Annotated in this window: 20 protein-coding genes and 2 pseudogenes; 10 read left to right on the plus strand and 12 right to left on the minus strand. The window is 69.5% G+C overall.

Features of this window, described 5'->3' with window-relative positions; genetic code table 11:
• Positions 1-19: 19 nt before the first annotated feature.
• Entirely contained in the window at positions 20-2,533 is a 2,514-nt protein-coding gene (locus E0497_RS02170; RefSeq protein WP_241665659.1) for a LuxR C-terminal-related transcriptional regulator, read from the minus strand.
• Positions 2,534-2,822: 289 nt separating this feature from the next.
• On the opposite strand from E0497_RS02170, the gene E0497_RS02175 reads away from it, so the two are divergent.
• Positions 2,823-3,125, plus strand: coding sequence for a hypothetical protein (locus tag E0497_RS02175; protein ID WP_338325455.1), 303 nt, complete (start codon positions 2,823-2,825; stop codon positions 3,123-3,125).
• A gap of 106 nt (positions 3,126-3,231) precedes the next feature.
• Positions 3,232-3,639, plus strand: a complete 408-nt coding sequence (locus E0497_RS02180) for a VOC family protein (protein WP_137723114.1) — start codon at positions 3,232-3,234, stop codon at positions 3,637-3,639.
• A gap of 3 nt (positions 3,640-3,642) precedes the next feature.
• Here E0497_RS02180 and E0497_RS02185 read toward each other — a convergent pair whose 3' ends face one another.
• Complete coding sequence (locus E0497_RS02185; RefSeq protein WP_137723115.1) at positions 3,643-4,626, minus strand: sigma-70 family RNA polymerase sigma factor; 984 nt, start codon at positions 4,624-4,626, stop codon at positions 3,643-3,645.
• A 114-nt stretch (positions 4,627-4,740) separates the two neighbouring features.
• On the opposite strand from E0497_RS02185, the pseudogene E0497_RS21030 reads away from it, so the two are divergent.
• Positions 4,741-4,842, plus strand: a pseudogene (locus E0497_RS21030) (RNA polymerase sigma factor ShbA); the annotation flags it as partial.
• A gap of 7 nt (positions 4,843-4,849) precedes the next feature.
• Here the strand turns inward: E0497_RS21030 and E0497_RS02195 are convergent.
• Positions 4,850-5,469, minus strand: a pseudogene (locus E0497_RS02195) (FHA domain-containing protein).
• Positions 5,470-5,567: 98 nt separating this feature from the next.
• Here E0497_RS02195 and E0497_RS02200 point away from each other — a divergent pair.
• Positions 5,568-6,404 (plus strand): alpha/beta hydrolase, encoded by an 837-nt coding sequence (locus E0497_RS02200; RefSeq protein WP_137723116.1) that lies wholly within the window; start codon positions 5,568-5,570, stop codon positions 6,402-6,404.
• Positions 6,405-6,414: 10 nt separating this feature from the next.
• Here the strand turns inward: E0497_RS02200 and E0497_RS02205 are convergent, their stop codons facing one another.
• On the minus strand, positions 6,415-7,569 hold the full coding sequence (locus E0497_RS02205) for an esterase-like activity of phytase family protein (protein ID WP_161987379.1): 1,155 nt from the start codon (positions 7,567-7,569) through the stop codon (positions 6,415-6,417).
• A gap of 159 nt (positions 7,570-7,728) precedes the next feature.
• Here E0497_RS02205 and E0497_RS02210 point away from each other — a divergent pair, with 159 nt between their 5' ends.
• Entirely contained in the window at positions 7,729-8,706 is a 978-nt protein-coding gene (locus E0497_RS02210; RefSeq protein WP_137723118.1) for an alpha/beta fold hydrolase, read from the plus strand.
• Position 8,707: 1 nt separating this feature from the next.
• Here E0497_RS02210 and E0497_RS02215 read toward each other — a convergent pair whose 3' ends face one another.
• Positions 8,708-9,103: a DUF5313 family protein gene (locus E0497_RS02215; protein ID WP_137723119.1), complete on the minus strand. Its 396-nt coding sequence runs from the start codon at positions 9,101-9,103 to the stop codon at positions 8,708-8,710.
• 60 nt (positions 9,104-9,163) lie between these two features.
• Entirely contained in the window at positions 9,164-9,643 is a 480-nt protein-coding gene (locus E0497_RS02220; protein WP_137723120.1) for a MarR family winged helix-turn-helix transcriptional regulator, read from the minus strand.
• A gap of 164 nt (positions 9,644-9,807) precedes the next feature.
• On the opposite strand from E0497_RS02220, the gene E0497_RS02225 reads away from it, so the two are divergent.
• Positions 9,808-11,052, plus strand: a complete 1,245-nt coding sequence (locus tag E0497_RS02225; RefSeq protein ID WP_137723121.1) for an acyl-CoA dehydrogenase family protein — start codon at positions 9,808-9,810, stop codon at positions 11,050-11,052.
• Between the two features lie 126 nt (positions 11,053-11,178).
• Here E0497_RS02225 and E0497_RS02230 read toward each other — a convergent pair whose 3' ends face one another.
• From E0497_RS02230 to E0497_RS02245, 4 genes are all read right to left on the minus strand, one after another.
• A complete protein-coding gene (locus E0497_RS02230) occupies positions 11,179-12,510 on the minus strand; it encodes a beta-propeller fold lactonase family protein (RefSeq protein WP_137723122.1) in 1,332 nt (443 codons plus the stop codon).
• Between the two features lie 344 nt (positions 12,511-12,854).
• Complete coding sequence (locus E0497_RS02235) at positions 12,855-13,490, minus strand: RES family NAD+ phosphorylase (RefSeq protein WP_241665660.1); 636 nt, start codon at positions 13,488-13,490, stop codon at positions 12,855-12,857.
• Complete coding sequence (locus E0497_RS02240; RefSeq protein WP_137723124.1) at positions 13,487-14,011, minus strand: hypothetical protein; 525 nt, start codon at positions 14,009-14,011, stop codon at positions 13,487-13,489. Before E0497_RS02240 ends, E0497_RS02235 begins: the two co-directional genes overlap by 4 nt.
• 431 nt (positions 14,012-14,442) lie before the next feature.
• Positions 14,443-15,651 carry a M20 metallopeptidase family protein gene (locus E0497_RS02245; RefSeq protein ID WP_137723125.1) on the minus strand — a complete coding sequence of 403 codons (1,209 nt, stop codon included), beginning with the start codon at positions 15,649-15,651 and terminating at the stop codon, positions 14,443-14,445.
• An 81-nt stretch (positions 15,652-15,732) separates the two neighbouring features.
• On the opposite strand from E0497_RS02245, the gene E0497_RS02250 reads away from it, so the two are divergent.
• Positions 15,733-16,776: an Lrp/AsnC family transcriptional regulator gene (locus tag E0497_RS02250; protein ID WP_137723126.1), complete on the plus strand. Its 1,044-nt coding sequence runs from the start codon at positions 15,733-15,735 to the stop codon at positions 16,774-16,776.
• Here E0497_RS02250 and E0497_RS02255 read toward each other — a convergent pair.
• On the minus strand, positions 16,751-17,488 hold the full coding sequence (locus tag E0497_RS02255) for an alpha/beta fold hydrolase (RefSeq protein WP_170312844.1): 738 nt from the start codon (positions 17,486-17,488) through the stop codon (positions 16,751-16,753). The two genes, E0497_RS02250 and E0497_RS02255, sit on opposite strands and share 26 nt — an antisense overlap.
• A gap of 66 nt (positions 17,489-17,554) precedes the next feature.
• The gene (locus tag E0497_RS02260; RefSeq protein WP_137723128.1) at positions 17,555-19,165 is read right to left on the minus strand and encodes an ABC-F family ATP-binding cassette domain-containing protein; all 1,611 of its coding nucleotides are present in this window, start codon (positions 19,163-19,165) and stop codon (positions 17,555-17,557) included.
• A gap of 359 nt (positions 19,166-19,524) precedes the next feature.
• Between E0497_RS02260 and E0497_RS02265 the strand changes: the two genes are divergently transcribed.
• From E0497_RS02265 to E0497_RS02275, 3 genes are all read left to right on the plus strand, one after another.
• Positions 19,525-21,219, plus strand: a complete 1,695-nt coding sequence (locus E0497_RS02265; RefSeq protein WP_137723129.1) for an NTF2-like N-terminal transpeptidase domain-containing protein — start codon at positions 19,525-19,527, stop codon at positions 21,217-21,219.
• Between the two features lie 4 nt (positions 21,220-21,223).
• Positions 21,224-22,423, plus strand: coding sequence for an acyl-CoA dehydrogenase family protein (locus E0497_RS02270; protein WP_137723130.1), 1,200 nt, complete (start codon positions 21,224-21,226; stop codon positions 22,421-22,423).
• A partial coding sequence (locus E0497_RS02275) for a phosphotransferase (protein ID WP_153269345.1) occupies positions 22,420-22,731 on the plus strand: 312 nt, incomplete at its 3' end. The genes E0497_RS02270 and E0497_RS02275, both read left to right, overlap by 4 nt.

Consider the following 22,731-nt stretch of genomic DNA (forward strand, 5'->3'; position numbering starts at 1 on the left):
CGCGGCTATTCCCCGACCCTCAGGCCCCCGCGGCCGGATCGATCAGCCCGAGCCGGGCCGCGGTGTGCAGCGCGTCCGACCGGGAGTGGACGTCCAGCTTCCGGTACAGGCTGCGCAACTGCGTCTTGACCGTGTTCTGCGAGACGAACAGCTCCGTCGCGATCGCCGCGATCGACGGTGTCACCGCCAGCGCGACCAGCACCGCCGACTCGCGTTCGCTGAGCCCGACCCGCTGCACCCGGTCCGGGTACACGGCCGTGCCCGGGGCCGCCGACCGCCACGCGGCGGGCAGTTCCACGTCCAGTTCCGACAGCCGCGTCACCCATCCCACCGGCAGCGCCGCGAACGGGCGGATACCCCCGGTCTGTTCGAACATCGAGACGGCCCGCCGCAGCGCCGTCAGGGCACGCCCGTCGTCGCCGAGATCGAGCTGCGCCGCGGCCTGGATCAGTGCCGACTCCATCCGGACCCGCGGGAACGGGCAATCCGAGACCACCGGGCGCGTGCAGTCGGCGAGGGCGTCGGCCGCCCGCCCACTCGCCAACTCGAGGCGGGCGCGGGAGATCGTCGTCCACGGATCGTGGCACCGCACGTTCTCGAGCGTCCGCCAACTCTCGTTGCCGTGCCCGAGCGCCAGATGCAGATCCGCCTCCACCGATGCGAGCAGCGGCACCGCGACCGAGCCGGAGGTGTGCCAGCGCTCGTAGACGGCGACGGCCCGCCGCAGCCGGTCCAGCCCGGCCTCGGGATGCCCGCCGACGAGCGCGAGCTGACAGTGCGCGTACGCCGCGAACCCCCACAGCTCGTCGTCGTCGGGTAGATCACCCAGCTCGGTGAGGGTCTTCTCGGCGTCACCGAGTTCCATCCGGCCGATCGCGACGAGCACCGCCGCCACCAGCCCCCCGGTGCGGGCCATCGGGGTCGCCCACGTGGACGCGTCGTCGTGCCGGCGTTCCTTCTCGAGCCAGGCCTCCGCATGGCCGAGTTCACCGGTCAACGCATAGTTCAACGCCAGGTTCCCGGCCGCGTGACGGGCCACGAAGTCGGTGTCGGCGGGCCGGTTGCCGGCGTACGCCCGCCGGAACTCTGCGGAGGCGCGGCCGAGGTCCCCGTGCACCTGATGGGTGATGCCCCACTGCAGGCGCAGCAGCGGCAGGAACGCGGCCACCTGCGGTGGCGGTGCGGCCGCCAACCGGTCGCCGAGCATCGAGAGCCGGACCGTCATCTCCGCGGCCTGCGTGAACCGGCCGGCGACCCGCAGGATCAGGGACTGCACGCTGCCGACGGACAGGGTGTCCGCCGCGGACTGCGGATCGTGCGACACACCGGACTCCACATCGAGTTCCGGGGGATCGGGGAAATGCGTCGCATCGGCGCCGAGCCGGAGGAACAGTTCGCGTCCGGCCCGGATCGGCACATCGTCCGCGGCGACGTCCACGGGCAGCGCGGCGAGGGCGTCCCGGACCAGATGGAACCGCCGCGAGATCAACGCCACCCAGTTCGACTCGAGGATCTCGACCGTCAACGTCCAGTCCTGTGCCTCGACCGCATGTTCGATCGCTGCGGCCGCGTCCCCGCGATCCCGGAACCACCGGGCCAGATCACCGGATGCGCGCAGCGGCCCGGCGGGTGCCTCGAGCCGGACGTCCCGCATCAGCGATTCGCGGATCGGTGGGGGAAACCCCCACTGGTCGTCCTTCGGCCACGGTGACCGCACCAGCACCCCCGCCGCCTCGAGCACCCGGACGTGTTCGGCGGCACCGGGTCCGGCGAGCGCCTCCGCGACGGGAACGGTCACGGTGCGGGCGGCCGCGATCGTCAGCACGAACTCGCGCAACTCGGCGAGATCCGGGTCGCCCAGGATCGTGCGTTCGACGTACCGGTCGACGGCCCGCTCGAGGGTGCGGCGGGCCGCCTCCCGCCCGTCGTGGTCGGTGCCGAACGGGCGGGCGACGGCCGCCGCCGCCTGCACCAGCGGTGGGAAACCACCCGTGGCCGTGTGCACGATGTCCATGAGCGGACGCGGCAACTCGATACCCCGCGCGCACAGCGCGGTCCGGGATTCGTCCGCGGTGAACAGTAGTTCGCCGGGGGTGATCGTGACATGGTCGACGTCGAGGAGGGTGGCGTCGTCGAACACTGCGGTGCTGCGGGTGGTGACGACGATCCGCAGCCGGGGATGCCGGTGCAGCAGCGCGAGGATCCGGGCGTCGGTGCCGGCGTCGGACAGCCGGCCGACGTCGTCGAGGAGCACGGTGACCGGGTCGCCGCCGTCTCCGATCCGGTCCGCCACAGCCGCCCAGTAGGCGTCTCGGTCGGTAGCCGAGTCCGGAGATCCGACCACGACGACGCGGCCGCGCGGTGCGTTCGACGAGGCCGCCCACGTGGTCAGCAGCGAGGTCTTACCGGCGCCACGCGGACCGCGGACGACGATCAGCGCGGGAAAATCGGACAACCGCGCGAACAGCCGCGGCCGATCCACCAGCATTCGACGTGCGTGCTCCGACGTCGCGGCCTGCACCGGTTCCACCACACCACGCTCCACTTCTCCGCCGATGTCGTCGGCGCAGGCGGTATCGCCCCCGCGAACCCCTTGCCCGCGCATCGTGACGCCCCGACGTCACGAGCACAGGCAGCACAGTGTGACACGAACGTCCAGGTCCGGGGACGGTTTTCGGCGATAGGTCCGAACCGGTCGGATCGACGCGTACCACTGCACGACGGGCCGCGTGTGGGGGACAATGCGGGGGACGGCCGGACGCGGCACTGTCCGCGGCGGGCCGTCCGGGAACACGAACGGAATCCGACACCGGGAGGCTGTTGTGAGCACCTTCGAAGGCGGCCGGCACGCCAAGGCGACCCACGCCGTGATGCACAACCACGAACACCCGGGCGAGGCCATGGCCGACACCCGCGGCTGGCCCGGCTACGGGCTGATCGCCGTCGCCATCATCACGCTCGGCATGACGCTCGTCGCCGCCGGATACGGCTTCCGCGGCTGGGCACTCATCGCCGGCACGATCTGCGCGGCCAGCCTCGTCGTGGGCGCGCTGCTGGTGGCCACCGAGCATCGTCGCGTCCGGCGGCTCGACGCCGCCGGCGTGCTGTACCCGTACGGGCGCTGACCTGCGGGACACCGCGGTGCGATGAGTTTTCGCGCCGCGGCGGGTCTGTACCGGTGTGGGTGCCGCCCGCATCCACGCCATCGTGTCGTACGAGGAGGAACAGACCATGTCCCGCTTGATTTTCGTGAACCTGCCGGTCGAGAACGTCGCGGTGTCCCGCGCCTACTTCGCCGGTCTCGGGTTCGAGTTCAACGACCGGTTCTGCGACGAGAGCACCGCCTGCATGGCGATCAACGACTCGGCGTGGATGATGCTGCTCGAACACGACAAGTTCCGCGTCTTCATCGAGGACGACATCTGCGACACCACCACCGCCCGCGAGGTGCTCACCTGCATCTCCGCGGACAGCCGTCAGGGAGTCGACGACCTGGTCGACGCCGCGATCGCCGCCGGCGGCACCAAGTGGATGAACCCGCACGATGCGGACTACATGTACAGCCGCGCCTTCCGTGACCTCGACAACCACGTGTGGGAGGTCATGTGGATGGACCCGGCCGCCACCGGACAGCAGTGACGCTCACACCTGCTCGGGAAGACCGAACCGGACGAACAGGTCGGTGTCGAAGAAGCAGGTGACGTGGGCGATCCCGCGCTCGGTGACGTCGAGGACGTGCAACTGGAACGGGCGGTGTACACCGTCCGGTTCGCGCATGTACAGCCCGAGCGCGGGCTGCCCGTTGGCCGCCGCCGGCAGCAGCCGCATGTCGCCGGGGCCCTCCGACGGGCACTTCTCCTTCACGAGCCGGGCGATGTCGGGGCCGCCGACGTACCAGCCGGTGAACGGCGGCATCTCCCACACCGCGTCCCGGGTGAACAACTCGACCAGCCCGTCGATGTCGTAGCGTTCGAACCCGTCGACGTACCGGCGCAGCAATTCGCGCACCGCCTCCGAGCTGGGTTCTTCCAGGTCGTCCTCGGACGGCATCACGTCGTGCAGCTGTGCGCGGGCCCGCTGCAGCAGGCTGTTGACGGCGGCCGTGGACGTGCCCAGCGCCTCGGCGACCTCGGCGGCCTTCCACTGCAGCACGTCCCGCAGGACGAGCACCGCCCGCTGCCGCGCCGACAGGTGCTGCAGGGCGGCAACGAACGCCAGCCGCACCGACTCGCGTCGCGTCACCACGGTCGACGGATCGTCCGGCACCGAATCGCCCCACAGGACGGTGTCCGGGATCGGCTCGAGCCACGGCACCTCCCGGCGCTCGACAAGATCGTCCGACGGGTCCGCGCTCGGTGCCCCGAGTCCGGACGGCAGCGGCCGGCGCGCCCGGTTCTCGAGTGCCGTCAGGCACGTGTTGGTGGCGATCCGGTGCAGCCACGTCCGGATCGAGGCGCGGCCGTCGAACGAACCGTAGCCGCGCCACGCGCGCACCAAGGTCTCCTGCAGCAGGTCCTCGGCATCGTGGATCGACCCGCTCATCCGGTAACAGTGCGCCAGTAGTTCGCGTCGATAAGGATCTGCGGCCGTGAGGAATTCGTCGTCGAGACTGCGCTCCACCGTCATGGTCCGAACCCTAGCCGCGGACCCCGACATCGGCAGCAGGGTGCGCGAACGCCACCCCCGGGGTTCCTGTCGCCGTCGCCGTCGCCGCCGCACGCGCAGGATCGACAGTGTGGGACGGCCGCCGCGCTCGGCACCACCGCGGGCGCCGTCCGGGTGGCGCAGCATCGGGCGCTGTCCCGGCTGCGGGAGCGGATGCCGGTGCGTGTGGCGGCGTGAGCGGACGTCACAGATCGTGTTCGGTGATCATTCCGCTGTGCAGGGCCTTCTCGGCGAGCCGCAGCCGCTTCTGGTTCTGCGGCAGATCCTCCACCCGAACTTCCCGAACAGGGTCCGCAGGTGCGTCTTGACGGCGTCCACACTGAGGAACACCTCGTCGGCGATCGACTGATTCGACGCCGGGGCCGCGAACGTCGCATCGTGCTTGTACGGCCGGCACAGGGCGACGAGGATCGCCCGCTGCGTCTCGGTCAGCGACCGCACCTCCGGCAGATCGTCGGAGAGCTTCGTCGGATCGCCGTTCGGTTGCGACGGATCCCGGAATGCCAACGCGGAGTTGCCGATCCGGATGCTGTCCCCGTTGCGGAGCCGGCGCCGCCCGGAGATCCGTTCCCCGTCGACGAACGTGCCGTTGCGGGACAGGCCGTCGTCGACGATCGTCCAATCGGTACCGAACCGTTCGAGTGTCGCGTGCAACCGGGAGACCTCGGGGTCCGACACGAGGGGCACATCGGCGTCCGGGGCGCGCCCGACGGTGATCCGTGGACGGGTCTCGGGCAGCGGCACCTCGTGGGCACGGCCCGCCCGGTCGGTGTACCGCAGATACGGGGTCTCGGTCGTGCTCATCACCGCTCCCGGGGCAGGGGGACGTTTCCATCGTGCCGCCGCGGACGGGTCGTGACAAGCATGCACACGAGCCGTCGATTCGCCCTAGACTCGCGCTCGTGCAGCACACAGAGGCGGACTTCACCGGGGTGCGGGGCACCCGCATCGTCTACGACGTGTGGCGGCCGGACGGCCCACCCACCGGCACCCTGCTGCTCGTGCACGGCATCGGGGAACACGCCCGCCGCTACGACCATGTGATCGAACGCCTGGTCGGTCTCGGCCTCGTCGTGTACGCCCCCGACCACCGCGGCCACGGACGCTCCGGCGGCAAACGGATCGAACTGCACGACTGGACCGACTTCGGCGCCGACCTGCACCACCTGGCGGGAATCGCCGCTGCCGAGAACCCGGGCCTGCCGCGATTCGTGCTGGGGCACAGCATGGGCGGCGCGATCGCCCTCACCTACGCCCTCGACCATCCGGGCGAACTGACGGGCCTGATCCTGTCCGCGCCCGCCGTCGTCGTCACCACCGACAAACCGAAGATCGTGATCGCACTCGGCAAACTCGTCGGCCGCGTCGCACCCAACGTCCCGGTCGAGACACTGGACGCGACGGCCGTCTCCCGCGACCCCGCCGTGGTGGCCGCCTACGAATCCGATCCGCTCGTCCACCACGGCAAGGTCACCGCCGGTATCGCCCGCGGCCTGCTCACCGCCGCCGAGAGCTTCCCGGCCCGGTTGCCGTCGCTCACCGTGCCCACCCTCGTCCTGCACGGCACCGCCGACCGCCTCGTCGACGTCTCCGGCAGCCGGATGATCTCCGCCCGCGCCGGATCGACCGACCTCACCCTGAAGCTGTACGACGGCCTCTACCACGAGGTGTTCAACGAACCCGAACGCGAGACGGTGATCGGGGACGTCGTCGACTGGCTGACGCCGCGGCTGGGGTGAGCGTTCGAGGTCAGCGCACCGCGAGCACGTGGAACATCGTGTGCTGGCCGCCCTTCGCGTTGAAGTTGTCGTCGGCGACGATCACGACGGTGCGGGTGCCGTCGTCGAGCGTCGGGCCCCACGTGATGCCCTCGACGTTGTCCGGGTCGGCGCCGGTGTCGGCGAAGTCGAACAGCAGCTTCTTCGGCATCGGGGTTTCGGTGCCGTCGAGGACGGCCCTGCCGTCGACGGAGGTGGCGCCGGCGGTCGTCGTCCAGAACACCTGCGCCTCGACGCCGTTGCCGGGCACCGCACCCCGCTCGATCACCAGGAATTCGTCGTCGCCGATCGCGAGGATCTCGGTGGCGCCGCGGTCCGCCTTCAACGTGTAGCCGGTGGAGTCGACGACGTCCGGGTAGACGCCGCTGATCGGATCGACCTCGTACACGAACTCGTCGACCGCGTCGCCGCTCGCGCTGTCGAACACCAGGACCCGCGAATCGGTGCCGTTCTCGACGGTGGCGATCGTGCCGTCCTGGATCAGCGAGTTCTCGGTCAGGGCAAGCAGTTCCGATCCGTCCGTCGAGAACGTCAGACCCTCGAACGCGAGATTGTTGCGGATACCGGACGCCTGCGTGCCGTCCGGGCCTGCGGTGGGCAGATAGTGCTCGGGGACCGCGAAGTCCCGCACCACCGCGCCGTCCGCCGACGCCAGCCGCACGAACGGGGCGAGGAACTTCGACGCATCCCCCTCGCTCGAGTACACGAAATCGGTGGACCCGGCGACCCGGCGAATGGATTCGGGATCGACGCCCTTTTCCGGGTACGGGACACCCCCGATGTCGGTCAGCTCGATCATCGACGTGAACTCCGGTGCCGCACCGGTGAACTCGCCCTTGCCGTTCAACGGCAGCGTCAGCGTGTAGGCGCGGGCCGGACCGTTCTGGGCGCGGTCGTCGCTCACGACGAGGTAGCTGCCGGTGGTGGCGTCGTAGTCGATGCCGGACAGCCCGCCGAGCGGGCTGCCGAACGGGGTGAGCCCGTCGGGCACCTGCATCGTGGACAGATGCGTCACCGACGACACCGGCCGGATCTCGGTGTCGGCGTCGGCGTCGGCGTTCGAGCAGGCGCCGAGCACCAGGACGGCGGGGACGGCGAGCAGGGCACAGCGGCGGGAACGTTGCATGCCAAGGAGCGTGGGTGGACCGAATGAACCGTTCCCCACGCGCAGGTGACCGGGGAGCGACGGTACGGCGGACGTCGGCGAAACTGTCGAACGTTCGGCGGGTGAACGAGGTATGCGGTTCATCGGGTGCGTGGCATCGAACTGTCGTATCGTCCGTAAATGGCCGATCCTGCAACCACACTCACCCATCGGACCGTGCGTGTCGGGGACATCGACATGCACATCGCAGAGCAGGGCACGGGCGACCCCGTCGTCCTCTGTCACGGATTCCCCGGGCTCTGGTACAGCTGGCGGCACCAGCTGTCGGCACTGTCCGCCGCCGGATACCGGGTGATAGCCCCCGACATGCGCGGCTACGGCCGCACCGACGTGCCGGCCGATCCGCGGGACTACGACCGCAAGCACAGCGTCGCCGACATGGTCGGTCTCCTCGACGCCCTCGACATCGACCGGGCCGTGTTCGCCGGGCACGACTTCGGAGCACAACTGGTGTGGGATCTGCCGGCGTGGGCGCCGGGCCGGGTGCGCGGCCTGATGCAGCTCAGTGTCCCGCGCACACCACGGTCCCCGGTCCGCCCCACGACCGCGTTCCGGCACATGGCCTCCCAGCACTTCCTGCACATGCACTACTTCCAGGAGTACGGGCCCGCCGACCGTGAACTGGGAGAACATCCGCGCGAGTTCCTCGGCAAGATCTTCCACGCCCTCTCCGGCGCCAACCGCTACCTCGACTGCTGGAACTTCCCGACCGACGGCAACGGCTACCTCGACGTGCTGCCCGAACCGCCCGCACTGCCGTGGCCGTGGCTGTCGGAGAACGAATTCGACTACTACGTCCAGGAATTCACCCGCACCGGCTTCACCGGCGGCCTCAACTGGTACCGCGCCGACGACTACGTCTGGGAACAGAACGCGGACCTGCAGTCCCGGCCGATCACCGTCCCCACCACGTTCATCGCCGGTGCCAAAGACCCCGTCCTCGAGATGATGGGCGCCACCCCGTTCGAGACCATGACCGAACTCGTCCCCGGCCTGCGCTCCACCCACGTCATCCCCGACGCCGGACACTTCGTGCAGATGGAGGCTGCCGAACAGGTGAACGCGGCGATGCTCGAGTTCCTGCGGACGCTCGAGTAACTCAGGGGCGGTGCGAGTATGCCTTCTCGTAGGCGGTCTTCTCGGCGTGGAGTCGTGCGGCCTTCTTCGGGTTCTCCAACTCGGGGGACAGGCCGTGCTTCTCGAGTCGGCGGCGACGGTTCTGGTCCATGTAGGCGGCCGCGAAGAACAGGGCCAGGAACACGCCGAGCAGCACCATCGACCCGCGCAGCCACAGAGGGCCGGGGAACAGGAAGAACGCCGCGAAGATCGGCAGGAACGGCACCATCGAGCGCACCAGGTGGCGGGGGACGGCCCAGTCGCCGATCAGATCGCTGCGCACCCAGTCCTGCATGGAGTCGGGCAGCTTGCCGCCGCACGCGTAACCGATCCACTGCAACGGGTTCGGGCGACGACGGCCCTGGTGCTCGCTGGTCACGGGTATCTGTCCTTCTCGGCTGGAGGGGCTGTTCGGCTAGGGACTGTTCGGCTGGAGGGGTTATTCGGTGAGGGCGCCGGCGCGCAGGGCGGCGGCGTTGATGCGGGTGAGGACGGAATGCAGTTCCTCGAGTTCCTCGAGGCTCGAGCCGAGACGCCGGACGACGGTGCCGGGAATCTTCTCGGCCTGCTCGCGCAGGACCCGTCCGGCGTCGGTGAGGTCGACGACGAGTTGCCGTTCGTCGGCGGCGCTGCGGGTGCGGGAGATCAGACCGCCCGCCTCGAGGCGTTTGAGCAGCGGGGACAGCGTCGGTGAATCGAGTTGCAGGGCCTGTCCGATCTCCTTGACCGACATCGGGGCGTCACCCCACAGCGCCAGCATCACCAGGTACTGCGGATGTGTCAGCCCCATCGGCTCGAGGATCGGCCGGTAGACGGACAGGACGGCCCGGTTGGCGACGGCGAGCGCGAAACACACTTGACGGTTGAGTGCCAGGGGGTCGATGTCACCCCAGTCGACGTCCTGTTCATCCGTGATCATGAAATGGAGCGTACACGATTGAGTCGTGCACTAACTAAATGCGTCCGACGTCTCGGGGTGGACAAATGAGAACGTGTTCTATATGTGTGGTTGTGACGGTCACCACGGGGCGGCCGGGCCTGTACCGCGGGCCACACCGACAGCGCATTCGACTGGAGTAAGAGATGTACGAGTGGTCCGACACCGACCTGATGTTCCGGGACGCCCTGCGCGGCTTCATCGACAAGGAGATCAAGCCGCACGCCGACAAGCTCGAGAGCGGTGAACTGCCGCCGTTCGAGATCATCCGCAAGATGTACGCCACCTTCGGCATGGACGAGATGGCCACCGAATCCCTAGAGAAGGCGTTCGCCAAGGAGGAAGCCAAGGAGCGCGGCGAGACCGTGCCCGAGTCCGGGGAGAAGGGCGGCGGCTTCAGCGGCGCCGGCAGCATGGGCGTCATCCTCAACAGCGAACTCGCCGGCGTGAGCCTCGGTCTGGTCGCGTCGATGGGCGTGAGCCTCGGCCTGACCGTCGGCACCCTGCGCAGCCGCGGCACCCTCGCGCAGAAGAAGCGCTGGCTGCCCGAACTCGTCACGATGGAGAAGGTGGGCGCGTGGGCGATCACCGAACCCGACTCCGGCTCCGACGCATTCGGCGGCATGAAGTCGTACGTCCGCCGCGACGGCGACGACTACATCCTCAACGGGCAGAAGACGTTCATCACCAACGGTCCCTACGCCGACGTCACCATCGTCTACGCCAAGTTGGACGAGGGCGACGCGTCCGTCGACCGCCGCGACCGCAAGGTCCTCGGCTTCGTCCTCGACAAGGGCATGGAAGGCTTCACCCAGAGCGCGCCGTTCAAGAAGATGGGCATGAACTCGTCGCCCACCGGTGAACTGTTCTTCGACAACGTCCGCATCTCCAAGGACCGACTGCTCGGCGAGACCGAGAACCCCGCCAAGGGCGACGGCAAGGAAAGCGCCAAGGAATCCTTCGCGGCCGAACGCATCGGCATCGCGTCCCTCGCGCTCGGCATCATCAACGAATGCCAGCGGCTGTCCATCGACTACGCCAAGAACCGCAAGCTGTGGGGTAAGGAGATCGCCCAGTTCCAGCTCATCCAGCTCAAGCTCGCCGAAATGGAAGTCGCCCGCCTCAACGTGCAGAACATGGTGTTCAACGCCATCGAACGCACCGCCGCCGGTAACCCCGTCACCCTCGCCGAGGCGTCGGCGATGAAGCTGTACTCGTCGCGCGCCGCCACCGAAGTCGCCATGGAAGCCGTGCAGCTGTTCGGCGGCAACGGCTACATGGCCGAATACAAGGTCGAACAGCTCGCCCGCGACGCCAAGTCGCTCATGATCTACGCAGGCTCCAACGAAATCCAGGTCACCCACATCGCAAAGGGCCTGCTGGGCAAGTGAAGTCGTTCCCCGGTCCGCGTGGAGTTGCGCGGACCGGGGCATCTCGGCGGCAGGACTGTGCCGGGGTGAACGACTGTGGCCGCCCACCCCGGTCGGGGTGGGCGGCCACAGTGTGTGGACGGTGGGTCAGTACCCGAGTGACCCGAGTGATCCGGTAGCGGGTGCGGTGGTGTCGGTGATGTCGAGGACGACCGGCAGGGCGGCGGGTGCACCGATCCCGTTGGCGGCGGCGATCGTGAACTCGAATCGGCCTGCGGTGGTGGGGGTTCCGGACAGGATCCCGTCGCCGGTCAGGGTCAGACCGTCGGGCAGGGTCAGACCGTCGGGCAGGGTCAGACCGTCGGGCAGGGTGCCGGCGGTGACGGTCACGGTCGGCGCGGGCTGTCCGGCGACGGTGAAGGCATGACGGTAGGGCTCGCCGACGGTCCCGGCGGCCGGGACTCCGGTGAGGGTCGGTGCCCTCTCGATCGCGATCACCGACACCGTGCCGTCGCCGTAGTTGGCGGTGTAGGCGCGGTCCCCGCTGACCGCCACCCCGAACGGCTTCGCGCCGACGGTGATGGTGGCGGTGACAGTCGGTGGGACGGCGGTGGTGTCGATCACCGACACCGTGCCGATGTCGAAGTTGGTGACGTAGGCGCGGTCGCCGTCGGCCGCCACCCCGGATGGCTGCACGCCGACGGTGATGGTGTCGGTGACGGCCGGTGGGGTGGCGGTGGTGTCGATCACCGACATCGTGCCGTAGCCGGGGTTGGTGACGTAGGCGCGGGACCCGTCCGGGGTGACCGCCACTCCGAACGGTTGCCCGCCGACGGTGATGGTGTCGGTGACGGTCGGGGTGGTGGTGTCGATCACCGACACCGTGCCGCTGCCCTGGTTGGTGACGTAGACGCGGTCGCCGTCGACCGCCACCCCCCGCGGCCACGCGCCGACCGGGATGGTGGTGGTGACCGCCGGTGGGGCGGCGGTGGTGTCGATCACCGACACCGTGCCGTCGGCCCAGTTGGTGACGTAGGCGCGGTCGCCGTCGACCGCCACCTCCTGCGGCAACGTGCCGACTGTGATGGTGGCGGTGACCGCCGGTGGGGCGGCGGTGGTGTCGATCACCGACACCGTGCCGCTGCCCTGGTTGGTGACGTAGGCGCGGTCCCCGCTGACCGCCACCCCCCGCGGCCGCGCGCCGACCCCGATGGTGGCGGTGACGGCCGGTGGGACGGCGGTGGTGTCGATCACCGACACCGTGTCGTCGCTGTCGTTGGTGACGTAGGCGCGGTCGCCGTCGACCGCCACCCCGGACGGCTGCCCGACGACTGCGATGGTGTCGGTGACGGTGTCCGCGGCGGCCGGCCCGGCCACCGTAGTCGTCAGGACCGCGGCGATCGTGAGCACACCGGCACCGACTGTCGCCGCACCACGGGTCAGCCGCCCCCGGAGGCGTGGTTGGTCGAGGATGGACATGGAGGAGGTTTCCTTCCCGAGACGGTCCGCACCCCACCGGTACCGCCAGGGCACGCGGCAGCCACGCTCCGGTAGCCACCCGGAAAAGAACGTAACGGACACCAGCCCGGAAACGGGCCGTTTCCGGCCACATCCGGCCCCACCGGAGACGTGGAATCCGCGCAGTGATCGCTGCGCGGACCTGTCAGGTCTGGGGTGTCGTGGCCACTGTGTAGGCACTACTGCACAAACCTGGTGAACTGCGCAGATGCCTGCGCCGACACCCGACTGTCCGGGTGTCGGCGGTCGAAAAACAGGTCGGTAGCGGCGGGGCGGATTCCGTTGGTGGGTGATGCGAGCGTCGATCAACTCGCGGGCGGAGAGACGATGCGAACCGACCGCGGTAGGCCGGCAACGGTGAAGCCGCACCGCCGAGCGGCCACCACGAACGGTTCGGGACTCGGGTCGGCCGGCCAATCAGCCTCCCCGGCCTCCCCGAACAGGCTGACCGCGTTCGGGTTCGTCCCGGTGGTGAACCGGGTCTGATACCGCAAACCAGCGAAGGTGACGCGGTCGAACGCTGCGGCCCACTCCTGCGGCACCGCGTACGGGGTCATGGTCGACAACTCCCGGGTCAGGCCGAAGTCGGCGGCCGTATCCGCGCAGGTGTCGGCCAGTCGGTGATCGTGCGGGACGGCCAGGGTCGACAGCCGACGGTCGGCGGCGAACTCCTCGCTGATCACCCCCGCCGTCGCCAGCACCGCCCCGACAGTCTCCCGGATCGAGGTGTGCTCGTCGAGGGCGAGGTAGCAGGTGCCCCGCGGCGAGGTCAGGTCGAAGCGGCCGCCACCGGAGGAGGCGAACCACCACGGACTGTTCACGGCGCGGTGTCCGCGGGTCAGTGGCTGCGCCGCGGTGAGTTCGCAGTCGGGGAACCCGGTCAGCGGTCGGGCCGGTGGGCGGAGGGCGACACTGTCACGGCTCGTGCTGCCCGTGCTCACTCGGCCCATCGCTGTGCGTCTGCGCGGGCCAGGGCGAGGACCGGGTCGACCGGGTGGCCGTCGGCGATCCAGTCGACAGCTGCGACACCGTCGAGTCCGGGCTGCGGGGTGCGCAGCCATACCGCGCAGGTCCACGGGTCGGCGGCGGCGCGCAGAGTCTTCCACAGCGTGATCAGGTGCGGTGCCACCGTGCCTTCGGGTGTGAACTGCCAGGTGGGGTAGACCCACTGGCCGTCGTCGAGTCGGCAGGCGATCACGGTGCCCGCGGTGACAGCCTTGTTGACGGCCTGGCGGCTCACACCCCGCCACCGAGTCAGGCCGGCGGTGTCGTAGAACGGGCCGACGAGCTGGTCGTAGACACCACTCGCAGGTAGGGCTGAGATCATGGCGTCGACGATGGCCTCGACGTCATCGAAGACGCCGGCGGGGACACCGGCTGCGCGCGCGTCGGCGAACGTCTGGTGGACGCGGCGGGTGAGAAGGTCCATCAGCTTGCGTTCCTGCTCGACCAGGGTGTCCATACGGAATCCTCCCGACAAGGCGATAGCGTCAACCATGTCAACCCAATAATCCATTCTTACGTCAACCACGTCAACCATCAGTTGCGACGCATGGGCCACGGCGGGTCGCCGGCACAGTGGTCAACAGTCGTCGCAACCACGACGCCGCCGATGCGCGCGAGACGACCACGGCCAACCGTCACGCGTGGCGGCATGACGCTACGCAACAGCCGTGAACTGTGGAAACGTCCCGGCGAGGGCGCCCTACCGGCACGAAAACAGGAAGCCGACACCGAACCGGGGAACCTACACACCCGCTGGACAGACCCCTCCCCACCGCTGCACCGGCTCACTCGATGTTTGTGCGGGGCGACCACTGCGAATTGCCTTTGACGCGCAGCCTCCCCCGAAGCCGCTGTCGGGCGCATCCGCAGGCGACGTGTGGTCGCCGCTCAGCAGGCGGCCACCTCCACCCTCGCGAGCCGTCGCAGCGCCAGTTCGCTGTAGAGCGCGGCGCCGTCGCCGAGGACGCTGTCGTCGAATTCGGCGAGCGGCGAATGGTTGTAGGCGGCCTGGGACGGGTCCCGGTCGGGCGGACAGGCGCCGAGGAACACGAATGCCCCGGGAATCTCGTCGAGGACGCGGGAGAAGTCCTCCGACCCGGTCGCCGGCTGCGGCTGCCATGTGAACCGTTCCGGACCGTACGTCTCGGCGACCACGTCGGCCACGAACCCGGCCTCGACGTCGTCGTTGACGGTCACCGGATACTGCTCGCGGTAGTCGACGTCCACCTCCAGTCCGTGGGCGGCCGCGACACCCCGGCACACTCGAATGACCCCGTCGCGGGCCTTCTCCCGGTTCTCCTGCGAGAAGCTGCGCACCGTCAGATCGAAGCGGGCGTCGTCGGGGATCACGTTGGCGGCGGTACCGGCGTGGAACGACCCGACCGTGACCACCACCGGATCGAACGCCGGGAACGAGCGCGCCACGAACGTCTGCAGCGCCGACACCATCTCGCAGCCCGCGGGAATCGGATCGAGGCTCGCATGCGGTGCCGACCCGTGCCCGCCGCGACCCAGAACCGTCACCGTCGCAACATCACTCGCGGCCATCAACGGACCCTTCCGGGTGACGAACGCCCCGCCGGGCATCCCCGACGCGCTCACGTGCAGGCCGTACGCGGCCACCGGACGCGACCCGGACGCCTCGAGCACCCCCTCGGCCAGCATGTGCCCGGCCCCGTCGTAGCCTTCCTCGCCGGGCTGGAACATGAACACCACATCACCCGCCAGGTGCTCGCGCCGCGCCGACAGCAGGTGTGCGGCCCCGGCCAGCATCGACGTGTGCAGGTCGTGCCCGCACGCATGCATCCGGTCCGGCACCGTCGACGCGTAATCGACGTCCGCCTTCTCGCTGACCGGTAGCGCGTCCATGTCGCCGCGCAGCAACACCGTCGGGCCCGGTTTCCCGCTGCGCAGGACCGCGGTCACGGAGGACAGTGACGCCCCGGTGGCGATCTCCAGCGGCAGCCCGTCCAAGGCGTGCAGGACCCGTTCCTGCGTGCGGGGAAGATGCAGGCCCACTTCCGGTTCCGCATGCAACTGCCGACGCAGCCGGACCAGATCGTCGTGCAGGGCGTGGGCGTCCTCGGTGAGCGACACGGGTGGTCTCCTCTCGTCTCGGGTGTGGACGCATGATGCCCACGACATGCGCCTCTTCGGCCCAAAGCGCAGGATTCTGTCGTGAACAATCAGTTGATGCAGGAATATGACGGGCTGGACGAGACGGATCTGCGTCTGGTCAACGCCCTCCAGTTCGAGCCGCGGGCGTCCTGGACGACGGTCGGCGCGGCCCTCGGCATCGACCCGGTGACCGCGGCCCGCCGGTGGGCGCACCTGGTGGCGTCCGGTTCGGCATGGGTGACCGCGCACCCCGCGGGCCCGCAAACCGCCGCACTCGTCGAGGTCGAATGCGTCGCCGGCGCGACCCGCGACACCGCAGAACAGCTGTCGCGCCGACCGCACGTGCTCACCGTCGAACACGCCAGCGGCGCATACGGTCTGTTGCTGACCGTGAGCGTCGCCGACGTCGGGACCTTGTCGCAGTTGCTGCTGGACATCGAATCGATGACCGGAATACGTTCGACCAGAAGCAATCTCGTGATCCGGCCGTTCGCGCTCGGCGGCGACTGGCAGGTGCGGGCCCTCGACGTCGACCAGCGCGGCCGCCTCACCGCGTCCTCCCGTCGCGGGCGGTCCTCACTACATCCTCTCGATGCCACCGACCGGAAGTTGATGGCCTGTCTGTTCGAGGACGGTCGGGCCTCGCTCACCGACCTTGCCGAACGTCTCGGCTGCAGTGTCAGTACCGCTCGCCGGCGCCTGGACGCGCTCCTCGGACGGAACGCGTTGTTGCGCTGCGACATCGCACAACCCCTGTCCGGGTGGCCGATGTCGGTGTCCATGTGGGCGCGCGTCCCCGCCGACGACTGCGACGATGTCGGTCGTCGGCTCGTCGCACTCCCGGAAACCCGCGCCTGCCTCGCCCTCACCGGGGCACCCGCCAACCTCTACCACTCGGTGTGGGTGCGCTCCCTCGGCGACGTCCACCGTGTCGAGGCGACGCTCCGCCGCACCGCCCCGACCCTCGACATCGTGGGCCGCACCGTCACGCTGCGCACCTTCAAACGCATGGGACGCATCCTCGACGAGTACGGGCGCAGCGTGGAGACCGTGCCCATGGACGTCTGGGCGGCACCGGTCAGTGCCCCGCGAGGAACGGCCTGACCACCGCCAGGACCTCGTCGGACGCGGCGATCGTCGTCGCGTGATCGAGACCGTCGAGCACGGCGAGCTGCGCGCCGGGCACCAGCGAGGCCACCCGACGGGCGTCGTCCAGCCTCGTGACGTCCGCGGACCCGACGAACAGCAACGTCGGGACGTCGATCGCGGCGAGCGACGCGTCGGGCACACCCGGTTCCTGCTCGCAGCGGCGCATGTAGGCGACGAGGGCCCGTGGATCGTTGGCGTCGAACGCCGCCCGTGTCGCCGGATCCAGGGGCGTCGACCGGTGCGCGTTCCACGTGTCGAGGAACGCCGTCATCCCGTCGTGGTCGAGGACGTCGACGCAGCCGGGGAAGAACAAACGGTCGAACGACCCGGCCTGTGGGAGGCTGCTGCCGCCCCCGACTGTGAGGGTGCGCAGCCGCTCCGGCGCCGCCGCGGCGAGCGACAACCCGACCCGGCCGCCGAACGAGTACCCCAGGTAGTGGGCCCGCTCGTGACCGAGTTGGTCGAGGACCGCGAGCACGTCCCCGACCACCAGATCCATCGCATACGATGCCGGTTCGTGTGGAGTGTCGCTGCGCCCGTGACCGCGCATGTCCGGCAGGATCAGCTGGTACTCGTGGCGCAGCGCCTCCACGTAGCCGAACGCCCGCCAGATCGCACTCGACAGTGCCGTCCCGTGCACCAGCACCAGCGGCGGCCCGTCGCCCATCACCCGATACGCGACGCCGACACTGTCGACCGGATTGATTGCCTGCTGGAACACCACGTCTCCAGCCTAGAACTCCGGCGTGCGGTCGACACTCCCGATCCCGGACTCGTCCAGTTCGAGAACCCGGGTGATGCCGAGTTCCGACAGGAACCGGGCGTCGTGGCTGACGACGACGATCGCGCCACGAAAACCGTTGAGCGCCTGGACCAGATGCTCGAGGCTCGGCAGATCGAGGTTGTTGGTCGGCTCGTCCAGTAGCAGCAGTCGCGGCGGGGGATCCGCGGCCAGCAGCAGCGCCAGCGCGGCCCGCAGCCGCTCCCCGCCCGACAGCGTCGACACCGGGGCGTCGGCGTCGGTGCCCCGGAACAGGAACCGGGCCAGCCCGCCGCGCACCCGTTCCACCGACGCGTGCGGGGCCGCGGCCGCGACATTCTGCGCAACCGACGCGGACTCGTCGAAAATGTCGAGCCGCTGCGGCAGCATCGCGAACGGCACCCGGGCGCCGCGGCGCGCGATCTCGCGGAGCAGCGTCGTCTTGCCGACACCGTTGCGTCCGGCGAGCGCGATCCGCTCGGGACCGGTGACCGTGAGCCCGACCGTCTGCCCGCTACGCAGCCGAGACTCGGGCAGCACGACCACCTGCTGTCCGGGGAACACCGCGGTGTCGGGCAGGTCGATCCGGATCTCCCGATCGTCGCGTACCGACTCCTCCGCTGCGGACAGTGTCTGCTTCGCGTCGTCGAGCTTCTCGACATGGGTGCCGCGCAGCTTGCCCGCGGACTCCTGCGCGGCCCGCTTGCGCAACCCCATCACGATCTTCGACTCCCGCTTGTTCTCGGACATCTTGCGGCCGTAGCGTTCCCGGCGATCCAGCTTGATCCGGGTCGAGGTGAGTTCGCGGCCCTGCTTGCGGACGTCGCTGCGAGCATCGCGCACCGCGGCCCGCGCCGCCTCCTGCTCGGCCTCGACCGCGCTCCGGTAGGCGTCGTAGTTGCCGCCGAACAGCCGCAGTCGGCCGTCGCGTAGTTCGGCGATCGACTCCATCGCGTCGAGCAACTCCCGGTCGTGGCTGACGACGAGGACGGTGCCCGGAAACCGGCGCACCGCCGACGCGAGCAGCGCCCGACTGTCGGTGTCGAGGTTGTTCGTCGGCTCGTCCAACAGCAAGACGTCCGGTTCCGCGAGCAACTGTGCCGTCAGGCCGAGGAGTGTCGTCTCGCCGCCCGACAGTTCCCCGACCGTCCGGTCCAGGTCGGCGGCGTCGGCGACGATGTGACGCAGACCGAGGCGGTGCAGCGTCGACACCGCGCGCTCCTCGATGTCCCACGCCGACCCGACCGTCTCGAAATCGGTATCGGAGGCTTGTCCGGATTCGATGCGGGACAGCGACTTCCGGATATCTGCGATGCCGAGGACGGAGTCGAGTCCCACCGTCGCGTCGAGCGTCAGATCCTGTGGCAGGTAGGCGACGGTCCCGTGCACCGTCACCGATCCCCGAGTGGGACGCAGCACTCCCGCGACGAGTTTCGACAGTGTGGACTTACCGGACCCGTTGAGACCCACCAGTCCGGTACAGCCGGCGCCGACGACGGCGTCGAGACCGTCGAAGACGGACGTGCCGTCGGGCCACGCGAAGGTGAGATCGGACAGGACGACAGATGTGCAGGATCGAGGCATGGCAGCTCCCGGAGGTGTGTGCAACGGGCGCGAACACGTGCAGGTGGCACACGTCGCGCAGGGCGCGAGATCACCTCGACAGGAGCAAGGGCTTCATCCGATCTTTCGGGAACGACGGCCCTCACCGTACGACGCGCCCACACGCCACCGCAATCGAATTGCTCCGCGACTGTCGGACCCCGGGAGTACGGTGGCCGCAGGCCACGGAACTGCTGGTGAGCGGGTTCCGGCGCAGGCTTCGGGAGGGCGACGAATGGATAACGGGGATGTATCGAGGCGTCGTGTCGTCAATGCAATCGTGACGTCTTCGTGTGTGATCCGTGCTTGTTACGCAAGTGACGGACGGGAGGATTGTGGCCATGGGTAATCGCCTGGGGTTCCGCACCTCACGCCGCGTCCGCCGCAGCTGCGCGACAGCCCTGCCGCTCGCTGTCGTCGCCGTCGTCGCCGCAGCACTCGTGTCGTGCGTCGGCCCGAAGTCCGAGCAGAGCGCGCAGTCGGTCGTCGCCGGATTCGTACAGGCCCTCAACGACCGGGATGCGGAGGCCGCCGCCGCACTGACGTCGTACCCGAACGCCGCCGAGGACACCATCGAGCAGATGTTCGACGGTCTCGACGCGAAGGAATCCCGCTGGTCCGTCGCCCAGTTCATGGAACTGAACGGAGATTCCGGGTTCTTCACCGTCGACGCGGCCTGGAACTTCGGTGACGGCAAGGACTGGAGCTACTACACGGACGGCGGAGTGCGGAAGCTGTCCGTCGGCTGGCGCGTCTCCTGGGACCCGTCGCTCTTGGCGCCCGAACTCGGCAACGGTCGCAGCATCCGATACGAGCGCACCGACGCCGCGCCGCCGCACGTGTTCGACGGCACCGGTGCACCCCTGCTCGCCGAACAGACGATCAACGCGATCGTGCTCGACCCGGCCACGATGCCGGACCCGGCCGCCACCACCGACCGGGTCGCCAAGGCACTCGAGCCGGTCGCCCCGCTCGTGACCGCCGACTCGATGCGACAGCAACTCGCCCAGAAACCCGGCGAACAGGTCACCGCCGTCCTGCTCCGCGACCAGGACTACCAGTACCTGGAGAAGGACCTCGCCGGCATCCCCGGCGTGATCGTCGACAAGCAACCCAAACTCATCACCACCGACCGCCGGGTCTCGACGCCGCTGCTCGACCCGCTGCGCACGGTGTGGCAGCAGAACCGTGATGCCACCGCCGGCTGGGCCGTCAACGTCGTCGACCACGACGGAACCCGACACCAGCAGGCCGGCTATCAGGGCCCTCCCGGACCGGACATCAAGTCCACCCTCGACTCGCGCATGCAACTGGCCGCCGAGAACGCCGTCGTGAGCGCCGGCACCCCGGCCGTGATCGTCGCGATCCGACCCTCCACCGGCGCAATCGTTTTCGCCGCCCAGAACAACCAGGCCATCGAACAGGGACCCATCGCGTTCACCGGCCTGTACCCGGCCGGGAACTCCCTCGACCTGGTTCGCCGGGCCGCGGCCGTACAAGCCGGAACCGATCCGGGCAACGTCAGTGACGGCGACCTCGAGCGCGCCGGACGACAACTCGGCCTCGGGTTGCACTACGAGATGCCCGGCCTCGACCCCGAGACCGCGGTCCTCACCGCATCCCAGTCCCAGGTGGACCAGGTGATGAAGTCCAGGAACGGCACCACCGAACAGGTCAGCCCGTTCGGGCTCGCGATGGTCGCGGCGTCCGTCGCCCGCGGCAGCGTCCCCATGCCGACCATGGTCGAGGGACAGCAGGCCACCGCGGACAACGTCGAAGAACCGTTGCCGACCGACGTGATCGAACAGTTACGTACCACGATGCGCGACGACGTCCAGAAGGGCAACGCCTCCTTCCTGAAGGGGCACCCCGACCTGGTCGGTACGGCGGCCGGCAACGACACCGACCGCTGGTTCTACGGCTACCGCGGCGACCTCGCCTTCGCGGTGTTCGTCGCCGACGCCGACGGCGGTGACCGGGCCGTGAAGATGACCGACCTGCTCATGAAGGAACTCGCCAAGCCCATGGAGAAATAGACACGTGGATCTGTCGTATTCCCCGGAAGTGCTGGACCTCGTCGAACGGACCCGGGTGTTCGTGCGGGAGACGGTGCTGCCGATCGAGGACGTGCACGGTGGTGACATCACCGCCGCCGGTGGGGACCGGGTGCGGATCGAGTTGCAGGCCGAGGCGGCGGCGCGGGGACTGCTGGCCCCGCACGCGCCCGTCGAGGTCGGCGGTCTGGGCCTGACCATGAGTGACCGGTCCCCGGTGTTCGAGGCCGCCGGGTATTCGCTGTTCGGTCCGACGGCCCTGAACATCTGCGCCCCGGACGAGGGCAACGTGCACCTGCTCGCGCATGTCGCGGATCCCGCGCAGCGGGAGGAGTTTCTGGAGCCGTTGGCCCGGGGTGTGGTGCGGTCGGCGTTCGCGATGACCGAACCCGCCCCGGGTGCCGGATCGGATCCGTCGGCGTTGACGACCCGCGCCGTCAAGACGTCGGGCGGCTGGAAGATCAACGGGCACAAGTGGTTCATCACCGGCGCCGACGGGGCCGGATTCCTCATCGTCATGGCCCGCACGTCCGGGGCGCCGGGGGATCGGGGTGGGGCGACGATGTTCCTGACACCCGCGTCGGCACCGGGGATCCGGGTGGGCCGGCACCTCGACACCCTGGATCGGGCGATGATCGGCGGGCACTGCGAGGTGTTCTTCGAGGACCTGTTCGTCCCCGACGAGGCGGTGCTGGGGGCGGTCGACGAGGGGTTCACGTATGCGCAGGTGCGGCTCGGTCCGGCGCGGATGACGCACGTGATGCGCTGGCTCGGGGCCGCCCGCCGCGGGCACGACGTGGCCGTCGACTATGTGTCCCGCCGGGAGGGTTTCGGGTCACGGCTCGGGGATCTGGGCATGATCCAGCAGATGGTCGCGGACAACGAGATCGACATCGCTGCGACCCGATCGCTGCTCACCCGGGCCTGCTGGGAACTCGATCGCGGCGGTGCGGCGGCGGACGCGACGTCGATCGCGAAGACGTTCGGGTCGGAGGCGATCTTCCGGATCGTCGACCGCTCCATCCAGATGTGCGGGGGCATGGGCATTTCCGGGGATCTGCCGTTGGCGCGGCTGTCGCGGGAGGTGCGCCCGTTCCGGGTGTACGACGGGCCCTCGGAGGTGCACCGGTGGGCGCTCGCCAAACGGGTGATCGGCCGGGCGGTGCGCGGGCAGGTGCAGTCATGACCGCGACCGGCCTGGACGGCCTGGATCTGGGTGCGCTGCACCGGTTCTTCGACACCTCCGGGGTGGCGACGGCCGGGGAGTTGCGGGCGTCGCTGATCTCCGGCGGCAAATCCAACCTCACGTTCGAGGTGTCCGACGGGGTGTCCTGCTGGGTGCTGCGCCGGCCGCCGACGGCCGGGTTGACCCCGTCCGCGCACGACGTGGCCCGCGAATACCGGGTGTGCGCGGCCCTGCAGGACACCGCGGTGCCGGTCGCCCCGACCGTGGCCTTGTGCGAGGACACCGCGATCCTGGGGGCGCCGTTCGCG

It is taken from the genome of Prescottella subtropica (genome assembly GCF_005434945.1).
Taxonomy (GTDB): domain Bacteria; phylum Actinomycetota; class Actinomycetes; order Mycobacteriales; family Mycobacteriaceae; genus Prescottella; species Prescottella subtropica.